Annotated in this window: 11 protein-coding genes; 3 read left to right on the top strand and 8 right to left on the bottom strand. The window is 73.4% G+C overall.

All coding sequences use genetic code 11. From position 1 onward, the window contains the following. Nucleotides 1-216 precede the first annotated feature (216 nt). The gene (locus AB0435_RS13400) at nucleotides 217-753 is read left to right on the top strand and encodes an ATP-binding protein (protein WP_366426990.1); all 537 of its coding nucleotides are present in this window, start codon (nucleotides 217-219) and stop codon (nucleotides 751-753) included. Between the two features lie 197 nt (nucleotides 754-950). Next, complete coding sequence (locus tag AB0435_RS13395; RefSeq protein WP_366005456.1) at nucleotides 951-2,144, top strand: S53 family peptidase; 1,194 nt, start codon at nucleotides 951-953, stop codon at nucleotides 2,142-2,144. Nucleotides 2,145-2,417: 273 nt separating this feature from the next. Here the strand turns inward: AB0435_RS13395 and AB0435_RS13390 are convergent, their stop codons facing one another. The 8 genes from AB0435_RS13390 to AB0435_RS13355 form a co-directional block, all read right to left on the bottom strand. Then, on the bottom strand, nucleotides 2,418-3,518 hold the full coding sequence (locus AB0435_RS13390) for a methyltransferase (RefSeq protein WP_366005457.1): 1,101 nt from the start codon (nucleotides 3,516-3,518) through the stop codon (nucleotides 2,418-2,420). Nucleotides 3,519-3,576: 58 nt separating this feature from the next. Beyond that, on the bottom strand, nucleotides 3,577-5,208 hold the full coding sequence (locus tag AB0435_RS13385; protein ID WP_366426989.1) for a serine hydrolase domain-containing protein: 1,632 nt from the start codon (nucleotides 5,206-5,208) through the stop codon (nucleotides 3,577-3,579). Further along, complete coding sequence (locus AB0435_RS13380) at nucleotides 5,205-6,065, bottom strand: methyltransferase domain-containing protein (protein ID WP_366426988.1); 861 nt, start codon at nucleotides 6,063-6,065, stop codon at nucleotides 5,205-5,207. The genes AB0435_RS13385 and AB0435_RS13380 overlap by 4 nt, the downstream gene beginning before the upstream one ends. Continuing rightward, complete coding sequence (locus AB0435_RS13375) at nucleotides 6,062-7,174, bottom strand: Gfo/Idh/MocA family oxidoreductase (protein ID WP_366426987.1); 1,113 nt, start codon at nucleotides 7,172-7,174, stop codon at nucleotides 6,062-6,064. The genes AB0435_RS13380 and AB0435_RS13375 overlap by 4 nt, the downstream gene beginning before the upstream one ends. Before the next feature lie 10 nt (nucleotides 7,175-7,184). Beyond that, nucleotides 7,185-8,492: a radical SAM protein gene (locus AB0435_RS13370; RefSeq protein ID WP_366426986.1), complete on the bottom strand. Its 1,308-nt coding sequence runs from the start codon at nucleotides 8,490-8,492 to the stop codon at nucleotides 7,185-7,187. A 13-nt stretch (nucleotides 8,493-8,505) separates the two neighbouring features. Beyond that, complete coding sequence (locus AB0435_RS13365; protein WP_366426985.1) at nucleotides 8,506-9,627, bottom strand: ABC transporter ATP-binding protein; 1,122 nt, start codon at nucleotides 9,625-9,627, stop codon at nucleotides 8,506-8,508. After that, a complete protein-coding gene (locus AB0435_RS13360) occupies nucleotides 9,617-11,212 on the bottom strand; it encodes a hypothetical protein (RefSeq protein ID WP_366426984.1) in 1,596 nt (531 codons plus the stop codon). Before AB0435_RS13360 ends, AB0435_RS13365 begins: the two co-directional genes overlap by 11 nt. A gap of 260 nt (nucleotides 11,213-11,472) precedes the next feature. After that, nucleotides 11,473-14,235 carry an AAA family ATPase gene (locus tag AB0435_RS13355; protein WP_366426983.1) on the bottom strand — a complete coding sequence of 921 codons (2,763 nt, stop codon included), beginning with the start codon at nucleotides 14,233-14,235 and terminating at the stop codon, nucleotides 11,473-11,475. 594 nt (nucleotides 14,236-14,829) lie between these two features. Between AB0435_RS13355 and AB0435_RS13350 the strand changes: the two genes are divergently transcribed. Further along, the gene (locus tag AB0435_RS13350) at nucleotides 14,830-15,099 is read left to right on the top strand and encodes a hypothetical protein (protein ID WP_366005465.1); all 270 of its coding nucleotides are present in this window, start codon (nucleotides 14,830-14,832) and stop codon (nucleotides 15,097-15,099) included. Nucleotides 15,100-15,101: the final 2 nt, after the last annotated feature.

Raw genomic sequence — 15,101 nt, 5'->3', positions numbered from 1 at the left:
GGTCTCCTACCACCCCTTCACCCGCCCACTCGACCTCATCGGCCTGCCCTGACCTGCACCACCACATGATCACCAGGACTTTGAATCAGCCCTGGGTGTGAGGAGCACCCGCCCCGTGCTGGAGGAAAACAGCTGCCTCTACAGGGACTTGGGAACCCTCCACGCCGACGTGATTCCCGGCTTCACCGGCACGGGCCTGACCGCTGGGGGTGCGGCATGATCACCGTGGCCGCTCCCTGCCCTGATCGCGTCACCCGCGTCCCGGTGACGGCGCCCGCGCTGCGCAAGCGCCCCCGCCTGCGTGCGCAGCGCCTTCAGACGATGGGTGTGGTGCCGCGAGCGAGTGCGGTCAGCGATGCCCGCCGTGCGGTGAAACAGATCCTCGCCCGTTGGGGCGTTGCCGGGGAACCGCTGTGCCGTGCGGAGCTGTTCGCCGGGGAGTTGCTGGCCAACGCGCTTCACCATGCCGCTCCCGCTGATGGGGAGGAGATCGGCCTGCTTCTCGCCGAGGGTGGTGGTGCGGTGCTGATCGAGGTGGAGGACGGCGGGGGTGCGGACACTCCGGCGGCGCGTGGTCGTGGCGGTGAGGACGGGTCGTGCGAGCGGGGCCGCGGGCTGGCCCTGGTGGAGGAGCTGGGCTGGTGGGGCTGGCGTACGTGGCCCGACGGCCACCGGACCACCTGGGCCTACCTGCCCGCACGCGGGGAGGGCTGGTGGCGTTCTCCCCTCCGCCCCAAGGCCACCCCATCTTGAAGGAAGCCTCGGCGTGACGATCGAGAACCCGGCCACCTCTGGGGACAGCTGTGATCTCCAGGCCGCCGTCGTAGACGCAGCCCGGCGACAACAGGTACGGCCGGCCCGATGGGTGACGCGCCCCAGCGCGAGCGCTTCGCCCCGATGCGGGCAACAATCCCTTTATGTCACTAAATGCACTCGTTCGGGTTCTGTCCGTGACAGCGGCCCTTGTCGTCGGTACGCCGTCCGCCGCGTTCGGCGCCGAACCCCCGCCGGGCACCGATCCCTGCCAAGGGCTTTCCACCCCCTGCTACACACCACAGCAGATCCAGGCCGCCTACGGAGCCGACACGCTGCAGGCGCAGGGGCTGACCGGCCAGGGCATGACCATCGTGACCGGTTACGGCCAGGGCTCCACGACGATCCAGCAGGATCTGGACACCTACTCGGCTGCCACCGGGCTTCCGCCCACCACCCTGCAGTTCGTCCAGTCCGGTTCCCCGACGCCCAGTCCTGTCCCGTCGGGGGAGCTCGACGAGACGACCACCGACGTCCAGGCGATCCACACGATGGCTCCGGGCGCCCAGATCGTCGTGGTGCAGTCGGACACGATCCAGAACAGGTTCCAGGGCTACCTTCAGGCTGTGCAGCAGTACGGCGCCGATGTGGTGTCGATGAGCTTCGACTACGGGGAGGCGACGGAGCAGCAGAACGGCACGATCGCGGCGCTCGACCCGGTGATCTCTCAGATCATCGCCGCGGGTGCCACGATGGTGGCCTCCTCCGGCGACTACGGTGGCTTGTCCTCGGGCAGGCTGGGCACGCTGTGGCCGACGTCCAACCCAGCCGTGGTGTCGGTGGGGGGAACCGTCCTCGACCTGGATGCCTCGGGCCAGCGCCAGAGCCCGGACGTGGGATGGCATTCCAGCAGCGGAGGCATCTCGGCTGTGTACCCACGCCCGTCGTACCAGAACGGCGTGCAGTCCGTGGTGGGCAGCGGACGCGGAACCCCGGACGTCGCGATGATGGCGACCGGCTTCCTGTCCTACCAGCCGGGGCGCGGGAAGTTCGTGACGATCGACGGCACGAGTGTGTCGGCCCCGCTGTTCGCCGGTGTCGTCGCGATGGCCGCGCAGCAGGCCGGGCAGGGCCTGGGCGACGTCCACCAGACCCTCTACGGGATCCCGTTCCCGTACAGCAGCGGTTCGGGCCTCGTCGACGTGACCTCAGGAACCAGCGACGTCAACGGCCAGCACGGGAGCACCGTGCCGCCGCCGAACGTCCCCGGCTTCACCGGGTGGACCGCGGGAGTGGGCTACGACCTGGTCACCGGTCTGGGCACCGTACAGGCCGACGCGCTCGTACCGGTCCTGGCCGGTGCACAGCCCGACCCGCCCCCGCAGCAGTGAGCACGCCGGGGAGCCTCCCTCCCCGGCCCCCGCACCGGATCGCACCCTCGGGCCACCCGGCCGCTGCTCCGCACGCCGGGTACTGGTATCACCTGGCGGGCGACCCGCAGTTCGAGGTTCTCGATCTGCAGCGAACGACCCCCTCCAGGACCGAGAGTCGGATGAAGCCGTCGAGTCGGTCACTCGGCTGCTGGACGCTGCGGGGGCGTGACAGGAGGTGTGCGGGGTGGGGTACGCGGCCGGCGCCACACGGCACCGGCCGGGTACGCGGTGCTACTTGACGCCGACGACGAGGTACTCCGGGCCGTCCAGGTGGCTCACGGCGATGTCCCGGAAGCCCGCCGCGCGCATCCAGTCGCCGCACTCGGCACCGGTGTAGCCCAGCCCGCCGGCCGAGACCGTGGAGACGTTGAGGCTGATCAGCAGGCCCGTGGTGCGTTCGCGGCGGTCGTCGTCGATCAGCGACTCGTAGATCAGCAGCCGGCCGTCCTCCGGCAGTGCCTCGTGCGCCTTGGCGATGAGGGTCTTCTTGGTGTCCAGATCCCAGTCGTGCAGGACGTGTCCCATCACGATCGCGTCGGCGGTCGGCAGCGGGTCGGTGAAGAAGTCGCCGCCGGCGAAGCGCGCCCGGTCGGTGAGGCCGACCCGTTCGAGGTGGGCGTCGAAGCCGGGGCCGACCACGGGCAGGTCGAAGCCGATGCCCTGGAGGTGTGGGTTCTGGGACAGCACCTGGGCCAGCAGCGAGCCCTCGGCGCAGCCCACATCGGCGACCGTCCGCGACCGCGACCAGTCGTACCGCTCCGCGATGGCCTGGTTGGCGCCCATGCTGTAGCCGGTCATCGCCCGCAGGAATCCGGTCACCTGGTCCGGGGCGGCGTACGCCTCGCCGAAGGTGTCGTCCTCGGCGTCGGCGCCCACCAGTTTCGGGTCGCCGGCCCCGCCCTGGTCCGCGGACTGCGAGGCGGCCAGCGCCGCGGAGAAGTCCAGTCGGCCGCCGCTGCGCAGCGCGTCGGTCAGCCCCGTCCAGCAGCCGAAGCCCGCGTTGAGGAAGGCGAGGTAGCCGGAGATGTCGGTGGCGGGCTTGCGGGGGTCCAGATAGCGGTCGGCGACCGGGGAGTTGCGGTAGATGCCGCCGTCGCGCTCCAGCAGTCCCAGGGACACCAGGGCGTCGAGGAAGTCGGCGGCGCCGCGGCCGGCGATCCCCAGCTTTCCGGTGAGTTCGGCGCGGGTGGCGGGGCGTACGGCGAGCTCTTCGAACACGCCCAGTTCGACCGCGCTCAGCAGCGCCTTGGACTTCCAGAAGGCGACCGCGATGTCGATGATGGTGTGCGGTGAGTCGGCCGGGAGGGCGGCCTCAGGCTGCGGGGTGGTCATGTTCGGCTCTCCGTTCCTGCGGTGCGGGTGTGTGCGGGCGCTTCGAGGGGCCCGGGCATCAGGTCAGCCGGAGGTCCTGGTAGACGGCGTCACCGATGGTGATCATTCGTTCCTGGTGCTCTTCCTGCCAGGTCTTGCCGTTGAGGTGCAGTGCGACCACCAGGCCGGCGTCCGGGTCGGCGAGGGCCGCCGAGGTCCACAGCCCGTAGTGGCCGAAGGTGCGCGGTGAGGCGTGGCGGCTGAAGGCCGTGCACTCGTCGCCGAGGTGGCGGGACTCGACGCGGAAGCCCAGCCCCCAGTCGGCGTTGCCGAACGGGTCCACCAGGCCGACCCGGTGGTGCGCGGTGAGTGCCATGACGGTCTGCGGCAGCAGGATGCGCCCGTGGCGTCCTCGGCCGCCGTCCGCCAGCGCGGTGAAGAACAGCGCCAGGTCGGACATCGGCCCGCGGATGTTCAGGCCGGGGATGGGCCGGGTGCAGGAGGCCTCGGTGGCGTACCAGTGGGTGGGCTGGGCCGGGAGGCCGCCGCCGGTGATGTGGATGAGTGGCAGCCGGTCCGCCTCGGCGCGGTACTCCTGCGGGGTGAGCACCACGCGGGTGTCGGTCATCCCGCAGGGTGCCAGGATCTCCTCGGCGAGATAGCGCTCGTAGTCGCGTCCGTCCACGGCGCGGACGACCTCGGCGATCAGGAACCACGCCCACCACGGCCCGTAGTTGATCCGCGCGCCGGGGGGCGTCCCCGCCGGGATCGTCATGTTCCGCAGCTGTTCGCGGCGGAGTGCGACCGGGGCGGCCATGGCCCCGTGCAGCGGGTCCAGGCCCATGGGGACGGCCGTGGTGTGGGTGAGCAGCTGGTAGAGGGTGACCCGTTCGCGGCCGTCGCCGTCGTACCAGGGGAGGTAGTGGGCGACCGGCGCCGACGGGTCCAGCAGGCCCCGCTCCCACAGCTGGCCGATCGCCACCGCGCCCAGTGTCTTGGAGCAGCAGTACCAGATGGGCAGGGAGGCCCGGGTGAAGGGCACTCCGGGGCGGCAGCTGCCCAGGGCGGCGGAGACGGTGGTGCCGCTCGGGGCGTGGCTGACGTGGAGCTGGGCGCCGGGGGTGGTGCGGCCGAGTTCGGCGCGCAGGGCGGCCATCGTACGGGGCAGCGCCTCGGTGGCGGCGCGGACCGCGTCGGTCTCGGCGTCCGGCGCGGTGACCGGCGCGGCGGCGCCCGGCCACGGGTCCGCCGTCCGCGGTGCGTCGGCGGTGAACCTCCGCAGCCGGGCCAGTGCCCCGGACGGGTCCTGTTGCAGCAGCCGGTCCAGGAAGAAGATGAAGAGGAACACCCCTTCCAGGACCAGCCGTCCGTGCTCGAAGAGCCGCACCCGCCGCTCGGCGTCCCCGAACAGCAGGACGGCGGCCTCGTCGTGCCGGAGGGTCAGGACGAGGGTGGGGCGTTCGTCCCACTCGCCGGCGCGGAACCACAGGGCGCCGGTGGCCAGGTCGGTCAGGACGAGGATCTGCCCGGCCACCCCGTCAGGCGGATCGGTCAGGCGCAGGCCGAGCCGGAGGGCCGCGCCTTCCTCAGGTCGCCGTCCGGCGGTGGCCTCGGCGTGCCGCAGCCACTCCCGGGAGAACAGGGAGAACAGCGGGTGGGCGGCGGGTGCTTCCGTACGGGACCGGTGCGGCGCTGTGCCGGCGTCGCTCACCGGGCGACCTCGGCGACGGTGAAGCGGACGATGTTCCGGCTGGTCAGGCTCCCGTCGGGGGCGCGCAGTGCGGCCAGCTCGGCCTCGACCGCCTCGACCGCGTCGGCCATGGCATCCTCGGGCACGCTCTCCCAGAACTGCCGGCCGGCGGTGGACCACACCCACTGCCACCACTGGTGGGGGCCGCGGAAGCGGGTGACGCAGGTCCGCTCCACGGTGTCGACGGAGCTGAAGCCCTCCTCGGTCAGCATGGTGTGCAGGTCCTCGACGGAGCGGAACGGGCTGTCCGGCGGGAGCCGGTGGGAGGAGGTGCCGCCGTAGGGGGCGCTGGCGGCGAAGACCGGGTTCCAGCGCTCGTCCGGGCGGCCCCACCAGGAGATGGCGAACCGGCCGCCGTCGGCGAGGAGTTGGCGGTAGCGGGCGGCCGCGTCCCTGGGGTGGGGGAAGAAGAACATCGAGATTCCGGCGAGTACCGCGTCGAAGGTGCCGTCGACGGGTGGTCCGGGCTGCCAGTGGGCAGTCTCGGCGTCGGCGACGAGGGCGCGGGCGTTGCCCAGCCCTTCCTCCGCGATGGCCGCGCGGGACCGCTCCACCATGCCCGCGGACAGGTCGATGCCGGTCACCGAGCCGCGCGGGCCGACGGCCCGCGCCGCGGGAACGAGCACGGCGCCGGTGCCGCACCCCACGTCCAGGACCCGCTCGCCCTCCCGGACGCGGGCCTCCTCCACCAACTGGCGGCCGAGGGCGTCGAAGTGCGAGACGCCGACCTTTTCGTACGTCGGGGCGCTGCGGTCGAAGAGCCGGGCCAGCGCCTCCTTGTGCTCGTCCGGCGCCGGGTGCCGAAGGGTCCCGCTCATGGGGTCCTCCCCTTGTCCTGTGTGAGGTTGCCGCTCTCGTCGAGCCGTACGGTGCGCCCGGTGCGGGCGGAGGTGTACACGGCGTGCACCGCCGCCACCGCCCGCCGTCCCGCGGCGCCGTCGACCAGGGGCGGGCGGCCGGTGCGGACCGCGTCGCAGAAGTCGACGAGCTGGTCGCGGTGGGGCTGGTGGAGCAGGCCGATGCGGTCGCGCAGCGGGGGTTCCCCCGGCGGCGGACACCGGTCGGCGGCCTGGTTGCCGTCGCCGTACGCGCCGTAGGCGGTGGGCTGCTCGCCCTCGCGGGCGGTGTGGAAGTAGGCCAGCTCGTCGTTGTCGATGACGACCGATCCGCGCTCGCCGTTGACCGCGACCCGGGTGGTGCGCCCCGGGTAGGCGGCGGTGGTGGCCAGCAGCGCGCCGAGCGCGCCGTCGGCGAACTTCAGGCTGGCGGTGGCCACGTCCTCGACCTCGATGCCGTCGTGGGCGAGCAGGCCGGTGTGCGCGGCGGCCTCCACCACGGGGCCGGCCAGCCACTGGGCGAGGTCGACGGCGTGCACGGCCTGGTTCATCAGGGCGCCGCCGCCGTCCAGGGCACGGGTGCCGCGCCACTGCCCCGACGCGTAGTAGGACCGCGCCCGCCACAGGGGGACCTCGATGAGGACCGAGGTGATCCGGCCCAGGGTGCCGTCCTCGATGGCGGCCCTGGCCACTTCGGCGGCGGGGTCGAAGCGGTGCTGGGAGATGACGCCGAGGGTGCGGCCGGTGTGCCGGGCCGCGGCGATCAGCCGGTCGGCGGCCTCCGGGGTGACGTCGACGGGCTTTTCGACCAGGACGTGCTTGCCCGCGCGCAGGGCTGCGGTGCCCAGTTCGGCGTGGGTGCCGGACGGGGTGCACACGACGACGGCGTCGATGTCCGTGCGGGCCAGCAGGTCGGGGACGGCGAGTGCCTCGCAGCCCAGTTCGGCGGCGAGCCGGTGCGCCCGTACCGGGTCCCGTCCGGCGACCGCCACCAGACAGGCCCGCTCACGCAGCGGGCCGTCGGGCCGGGCCAGCAAGCGGCCGAGGAAGCCGGCGATCGAGCCGCAGCCGAGGATGCCGAAGCGCAGCACGGCCGCCTCCTCAGCCCGCCACCGGGGCAATGGCGTTGCCCAGGTAGTTGGGGAGTTCGGTGAGCCGCCGCTGCTGGTGGTCCAGGTCGGTGGGGTAGGCGGCGCGGTAGCGGCGGGTGACCTCCTGGACCTCGTGCCAGGTGGCGGGCAGCACCCCGCCGTTGTACTGGGGGGCGAGCTGGTTGTAGAGGGTGGTGCCGGGCCGCAGGTAGAGCTGGTTGATGCCGAACCAGGCGGGCAGCTTCGCGGCCCAGTCGACCAGGCGGCCGGAGGCGCAGGCCTCGTCCTGCGGCAGCCCCAGCAGGACGAAGGCGAAGGGAGTGATGCCGGCGTCCCGCAGCTTGAGGACGGCCTCCTCGATCTGTGCCTCGCTGACCCGCTTGTGGACGCCGGTGTCGGCGATGGCGGGCGATTCGGCGCCCAGCCACATGCCCTGGCAGCCGGCCCGCGCCCAGGCGCTGACGTCGTTCTTCAGGACGACCTCGGCGCGGGTCTGGCCGACCCAGCCCACCCCGCGGCCCTCCAGCCGGGCGCACAGCTCGCCGTAGAAGGCGCGGTTGATGCCGAAGACGTAGTCGAGGAAGAACACGAACTCCAGGCCCGCGGCCTGCTGGGCCTCGATCTCGCGCACCACCCGGTCCAGCGGCTGGTTGCGCATCTTGGTGCCGAACGGCAGGTGGCAGAAGGTACAGCCGTAGGTGCAGCCGCGGGCGGCGAGCACCATGCCGCAGGGGCCGGGCAGCGGCAGCCCGCCGGAGATGACCTCGGCCGTGTAGTCGGCGGTGGGCACCAGGTCGTAGGCGGGGAAGGCGAGTTCCTCCAGGGGGAGGTTGGGGAAAGGCCGGGGGCGGGGTTCGGGTGAATCCAGCAGGTTGTGCGGGGTGGCGGCACCCGGGAGCACGGGTGCGTCGACGCCGGCCAGCAGGGCGCGGACGGCGCCGACGGTGGCCGAGTCGGTCTCGCCGCAGGCGATGTGGTCCACGCCCAGCTCGGCGCGGGTGGAGGCGGGCAGGTGGGTGCCGTGCGGGCCGACCGCGACGGTGCGGGCCGTGGGGAAGCGGGACGCGGCGCGCTCGACGGCGGCCCGTACGGAGTCCAGCTCCAGCGGGTAGCACTGGGCGCGGTCGGCGATCGCGGAGAAGACGACCAGCAGGTCGAACCCCTCGCCGTCGGGCGCCTCCTGGAGCCGCTGGTCCCACACGGTGACGGTGTGGCCCTCCGCCCGCAGCTGGCCGGCGGCGGTGACGGCGTCCAGGGGGAGCTGGATGAAGTACTGGTCGAACTTGTTGCTGGGGATGACGAGGCAGATCCGGCTCATGGGCGGTTCACTCTCACAGTCGGGTCGGCAGGGCAGCGGGGGTCGGGGGGCCGGAGGGCGTGGGGCGTTCGGTGCGGGCCAGTTCGGCCAGTCGGCCGATGCGGTCGAGGGGCCGCAGGTCCAGCGCGGGGCGCGGGCCGGGCCCGAGCAGGGCCGCGATGCCGTGCCGCAGCGCGTTGTCCATCGGGGAGTCGGGGATCAGCCACTCGCGGTGGCCGTGCGGCCCGTCCATGGTCAGTCGGTGGGTGTTGCGGGGCAGCCGGGTGCCGCCCGGCAGGAAGACCGGGTCGAGTTCCAGGGTGAGGAGGACCGGTCCGGCCTCGATCCGGGCCAGCCGCAGCCGGCTGTCGGCGGCGGGTGCGGTGCGCCGGGCCCAGGGGGGCGCGGGGGCCGCGTGCGGGGCGTCGGGGCCGACGATGGTGGAGTACAGCTCGATCTCGACCTCGCCCGCGAAGCCGGCGCCCACGCTCAGTGTCGTGGTGTCGTGAGCCGCGGTGCTGACCAGGTGGGGGTCGTGGGCGATCCGTACGGCCTGTGGCTCGGGCCCGGCCAGCAGATAGCGGTGGAAGGCCGGGGCGGGCAGGAAGCCGCCGAGGACGGCGAGCATGTGCAGCCACTCGTAGCCGAAGACGCCGTAGTCGAGGTCGACGAAGCGGCCGGCCGCGATGTCCTCGCGGCGGTCCTTGCAGAAGGCGACGCGGATGGCCGACACCGGGTGCCGGGGGGCGAACTCGGCGCGTACGGCCTCGAGTATGGCGGGGGCCTTGGCGTGCGCGTACTGGTTCATCACCACCAGCCGGGCCCGGTCGTACGCGCCGAGCAGCGCGGTGAGTTCGGGGCCCTCCCAGGACCGGCAGGCCGGCTTCTCCAGCAGGATGCGGGCCTCGGGGTCGCGGTCGAGGACGGCGGCCACGGCCTGTACGTGGCCGGCGGTCGGGGTGCAGACCGACCAGACGTCCACCGGCCGGTCCGTGGACAGTTCCCCTACGGTGGCTGCGGTGGGGAAGGGGGTGCCGCGGCCGGGGGCGGTGGGGTCGACGACGGACACGGACACGCCCATGCCGTCGAGCAGTTGGTGGTGCAGCCGGCCGGCCACGCCGTGGCCGACGACGCACACATGCGGCCTACCGGGCATGGGCGTCCCCACCGGGGGTCTCGGCGGTGCCGGAGAACGCTCCGGTGCCCAGCGGGGCGGACCGCGCGCACAGGTACTGGGTGTAGTACGCGTCGAACAGCCCGGCGTCGTCGATGATCCGGTCCACCGGCTCCAGGTGGAGGCCGGGCGGGAACCGCTCCGGATCGCGGCAGAGGGCGAGCGCGGCGAGCAGGGTGCCGGCGCGGTAGGCGTCGTAGCCGCGGTTGGCGATGCCCTCGTACTCGAAGAGGTTCAGCGAGCGGCCGTCGCCCAGCACGGTGACGGTGGTGGCGTGCGGCAGGTCGTAGCGCACGCCGACGTGCGGGATGCGCTGCGCGGTGGCGCCGGGGTAGCCGTCGGTCAGCACGCTGAAGTCCTTGGTGGCGAAGCCGGCCAGCAGCACGCCGTCGGGCAGCAGCGGCACGTCCTCGGCGGTGACGGCGGTGCCGCCGCTGCTGCCGAGGATGAGGAACGGCCGTTGCCGGCCGAGGGCCTCGGCGATGGTGCGGTGGGTCTCGAAGCCGTCCTCGGCGGCGGTGATCAGCGCCAGGATGTCGGTGTCCACCACGGCGACCCGGCAGCCCAGCGCCCGCAGCGAGCGGGCCGCCCGTGCGCCCAGGGTGCCGTAGCCCAGCAGCAGGACGTGCCGGCCGATGAATTTCTGGCCGGGCACGATCGCCCGCAGCCGGCGCACGCAGGAGTCGGCGATCTCGTTGTAGCCCAGCCGTGACTTCAGCTGGGATCGGGCCATGTTCAGTACGGGGATGGCCAGTTCGCCGGGGGCGGCCGTGATGCGCTTGAGCCCGCTGACCGTCAGCTCGACGGCGGCGTCCACCCGCGGTCCCGGCCCGTCGGCGCCGTAGCCCTGGGCGAGCAGGCCGCCGTCGTCGATGACCAGGACCTTGCGGCCGGCGATGTGCGCCCGGCGGACGAAGTCGGCCACCTGGGCGTCCACCGCCCGGGCGCGGGCCGCTTCCGCCGCTCCGGCCGTGCCGTTGATGACGGAGTTGTCCAGGGTGTCGCTGGCGTAGCCGCGGTGCAGGAACCAGGAGTGCACCCGCTCGCGGTGCTGCGTCCGGTCGCCCTTGGACAGCGCGAAGATCCACTCGGGGTCGAGTCCGGCGCGCTCCATGGCCAGCAGGAAGCCGACGCTGTTCTCCACATAGTGGTCCCGGAAGATCAGCGCCCATCCGGCGAGCGCCGGTTCGGGCCGGGCGTAACGGTCCGTCAGCGGCATGCCGGCCGCGATGGCGGCGGCCTCGGCCTCGGTGTAGCACCGGGCCCGCCGGCCGATCGCCCCGGTCAGCGCGGTGAACAGGTCACGGGCCTGCTCCGAGGGGGCGCCGGAGGCGGTGAGCACGATCCGGCGGGCCCCCGGCCCGTCGAGGACGGGGTCCAGGGTGCCGGGCGGCTGGTCGGGCAGCGGCCGGCTGCGGATGTCCAGCCGGGCGGCGCCCACCCGCACCGTGTACTGGCCGGGCCCGTGCACGGTCAGCTCCGGTCGCGCCGGCGCCCCGCCGTGGCCGTCGAGGACCGCGCGCACGGCGGCCAGCAGGTCACCGGTGCCGAGCGGCCCCTCCAACACTTCGCACGGGCCCGGCGGATGAGGATCCCCCACTCCCCCGCCAGGGACGGTGCGATGCGAAGTAACATCAGATACCGACATATATCCACCCACGCCAGGCGTGCATTCCTCGTGAGAACGGACTTGTTGCGGCCGGGCCGGAATCCGGAGGCTCCTGGTCCGGCTGGTGTTCTCAGGTCAGCCTGCCGTGCGGGGGATCTTGACGGCCATCGTGGAGATCCACGATCCCGGTGGTCACCCGGTGCGGGCGGCGGCCCTGGTCAGCCGGGTGTGGTGAGGCTCCGCGCGCCGACGGAGGCCGCCGTGCCCGTCCCGGTCAGCCGGGAGGCGAGCTGGGTGCGGCGGGTCACACCGAGTTTGCGGTAGGCGTGGGTGAGGTGGGTCTCCACGGTGCGGCGGGCCAGGTGGAGCACCTCGCAGATCTGAGCGTTCGTCCGGCCCTGGACCGCCAGCTCGACGATGCGCCGCTCCGCCCGGGTGAGTGCGGCGCTGCCCGTCGTGTCCCGGCGGGTCCTGCGGGCGCCGCTGGCCCGCAGGGCGTCACCGGTGGCGCGGAGCAGGCGTCCGGTGGCGGGCGCCTCCGGGGCGTCCGGGTGTCCGGTGGGATCGGGGGCCAGCAGCCGCAGTGCCAGGGCGTGGGCCTCGTGCAGGTCCTCACGGCCCTTGCGGCTGTTCCCGGCGTCGAGCCGTGCGCGACCCAGGTCGAGGAGGGTCTCGACGAGTTCGACGGGGGCCGGTGCGGTCCTCAGCACGGCCGCGGCCTCGCTCAGCGACTCGAGCCCCCGGCGGCCGCCCACGGCCGCGGCGTGGGCCCGCAGGGCCCGGCCGACCGTGCGGGGTGTCCCCCAGGTCCGCGCGTGGCACAGTTCCTCCTCGGCGAGGTCCAGGGCTCTCGTCGGCTCTCCGAGTCCGACCAGGGCGAGGGCGGCGCCGGAGCGCCAAGGGGTGGCCACAGGGCTGACGAAGTCGCGGGCGCTCTGACCGCGGCCGCAGGACAGGTAATCGTCGAGAGCGGCCTGCCCGTTGCCCTCGGCCATGTGCAGAAAGGCTCTGGCGTAGTGCAGTTCGTTCCACTCCCAGGAGCTGTCGGCGCTCTCCTCGTCGAGGCCGGCCAGCAGCCGCCGGGCATGGGCACGGTGGCCGAGTTCGCAGTGGGCGAGTGCCACCATGGACGCCAGGTGGGGCATGCGGATCCCCTGCCCGGCGCACGCGTCGAGGAGCGGCGCGTTCTCGGCGGTCACGCGCCGGAAGTCACCGGCCCACAGGGCCGCTTCGGCCCGTACGCTGATCAGGCACTGTCTGCCGATGTCCGTCAGGTCCGGGAGCGCGGGCGGCGCGGGGAGGGCCTCTTCGGCGAGGGCGCGCGCCTCGTCCAGCCGGTCGGCCCACTGGAGCAAGGTGGCCGCGGTTCCCAGCCAGCCGTCGCGGAGCCGGGGGTCCACCGGTGCGGCCAGCCGCGGCAGCACACGGCCGAGGGCCTCGGCCGCCGACAGCCGGCCGGTCCCGACCTCGTACTCGGTGACCAGGCCGCAGGCGAGCGGCTCGACGGCGGCGGGGGCCGTCGCCGCCAGCTCCCGCATGCGGGCGACGGCGTCGCGCCACGCGACCGCGTCGTGGGAGGCCATGACGGCGGCGGTGGTCTGCAGCACACGGCCGAGCTCGCCGTCGTCCACGGCGCTGCCCACTTGGCTCATGACGCGCATGGCGGTGTCCATGCGGCCCCGGGCGACGAGCGCCGCGCCGAGGGCGGGTGCGACAGCGGCGCGTTCATGATGGTCGGCGTGCAGCTCCAGCGCCGCGCGCAGCCTGCGGATGCCGGCATCCGCGCTGTGGGGCAGCTCCAGGGCGCCGAGGCGCAGGGTGAGCCCGGCGCGGCGGCCGGGGGCGAGCGGAGCGGTGAGGGCGTGGCGGAGGAAGGCGGTGGCCTCGTCGACCCGGCCGCCGCGCACGGCGTCCTCGGCCGCGTCCTCCAGGGACTGCGTCATCCACTCCTCGTCGGGCCGGTCGAGGTGGAGCAGCTGGGCGGCGACGTCCGCCGCGGGCGCACCGCGCTCGTCGAGCAGGCGGGCGATACGGCCGCGCAGCGCGCCGAGTTCGTCCGGGTCGGCCGCCGCGAGGGCGGCTTCGCGTGCCAGCGGGTGGGAGAAGAGGCGGCGGAGGGCGGACGCGCCCGCGGACGCGGCGCGGTGCTCCGGGCAGAGGCCGGCGGCCTCCTGGAGCAGGGCCCCGTCGAGCAGCGCGGCGCTGTCCCCCGCCACGGCGAGTGCCAGGGAGAAGCGGCGCGACCACGGGGTCCCCCGGGCCCGTATCCAATGGACGATCGCGTCACGGTAGCGGCTTCCGCCCAGCTCGGACAGGCTGCGGGGCAGCGGCCCCTCGCGGAGGTCGGCGAGGAGGGCGTGCACCAGCAGCGGATTGCCGGCGCACGCCCGGATACACAACTCGGCCCGGTCGGCACCGTGTCCGCGAGTGGACACCAGACGGGCCACAGCTTCCGGGCCCAGCGGGCGGAGCACCACGGACGTACCCGTCGCACCGGGCAGCACGGCAGTACCCTTCTCCCGGCACTCGGTCAGGACCAGCAGCACGGGCAGATCCGCCAGCCGACGGGCCAGGTAGCCGATCCAGCGGCGTGAGGCCATGTCGGCATCGTGCAGGTCGTCGACGGCCAGCAGTACGGGCCGACGGTCGGCGGTCCGCGCCAAGCGGGTCACAAGGCGGTGGAAGACCATCTGCTCCTCGGCGGCCGGCAGGTCCGCGAAGGGCACCTCCCCGTCCTCGGGAAAGAGCTGGCGCACGAGAGCGAAGGGGAACCCCGACTCCTCCGGCGAACAGCCCGCGCGCAGCACACGCATCGCCCCGTCCGCCGCCTCCCGCCCCACCACCTCCCGCAACAGGGCGGTGCGGCCCGTCCCCGCCGCCGCACCGAACACCAGCCAACGGCCCGCACCGGCCCGCGCGGACTCTCCGGCCCTCGCCGCGGCCGCCAGCGCTTCCTCGCGTTCGAGAAGCACACTGCCCATACCCACACTCCTCCACCTCGGTGCACACGACGCCCCTCTCGGTGCAGGGCGCCCAGATGAATGCTGCATGCCGAAAGTCGCGAAATGCCCTATACCGGGCCGGTATTCTCTCCGGACGGCATCTCGTATGACCTGGCCAGACGCGTAATGATCTTGATGAGGGTGGCGTGGCGTCGGAGCCGGGCTGGGTGGCACCTCGCGGCGACCGCACGGTGTCTTTCGAGGCGGTTGACACCGCACTCGACGGAGGTCGTCGGCCGCGACGGCCGCATCGCGAACGAGAGTTACCGGGACGGCCCGCCCACCGGTGCCGGCCGCGGCGTCATCGCCGGTGGCGCTCCGCCTTCGCCCCGCCGCGGATATCGGACCGCGTCACGAGGACGCGTCCCGTTCCGGTGTTCCAGGCGAGGCATGCCGTCACTGGTCAAAACAGGATTCGCTGTTCCACCGTCCCGAAGTAGGGGCGCGATCTGGCGGTAGGGACGATCTCTCCCTTACGTTCAGAGCGTCAAAGGCCCCCGGTTCCGGCAGCACTGACGGGTGAGCGCGTCGAAGTCTGCGGTGCGCCGCCAGGCACATCAGGATCGGTAGAGGTTGTCATGCGTCACCTCGCGCGCACATTGTGCGCACTCGACGGGAGCGCTCTGCTCGCACTCGGTCCTGCTCAGTCGACGGCCCTTCGAGGCCACCACGCGGGAGCAGGAGAACGCGGCTCAGCAGCTCGCGATCCCGGTCTTCGGCTGCTGGCTCGCGGCCGGGCTGACGCTGTTCCTCATCCTGGGCATGCCCCGGGCACTGCTGAGCCACCTGACCACGATGTTCCTTCCGCCCTCCGCGCTGACCCTGCTCTTGCTGGTTCTGTGAGG

The sequence above is a fragment of the Streptomyces sp. NPDC051173 genome (assembly GCF_040689515.1).
Taxonomy (GTDB): domain Bacteria; phylum Actinomycetota; class Actinomycetes; order Streptomycetales; family Streptomycetaceae; genus Streptomyces.
This window is presented reverse-complemented; position numbering and strand designations above follow the sequence as displayed.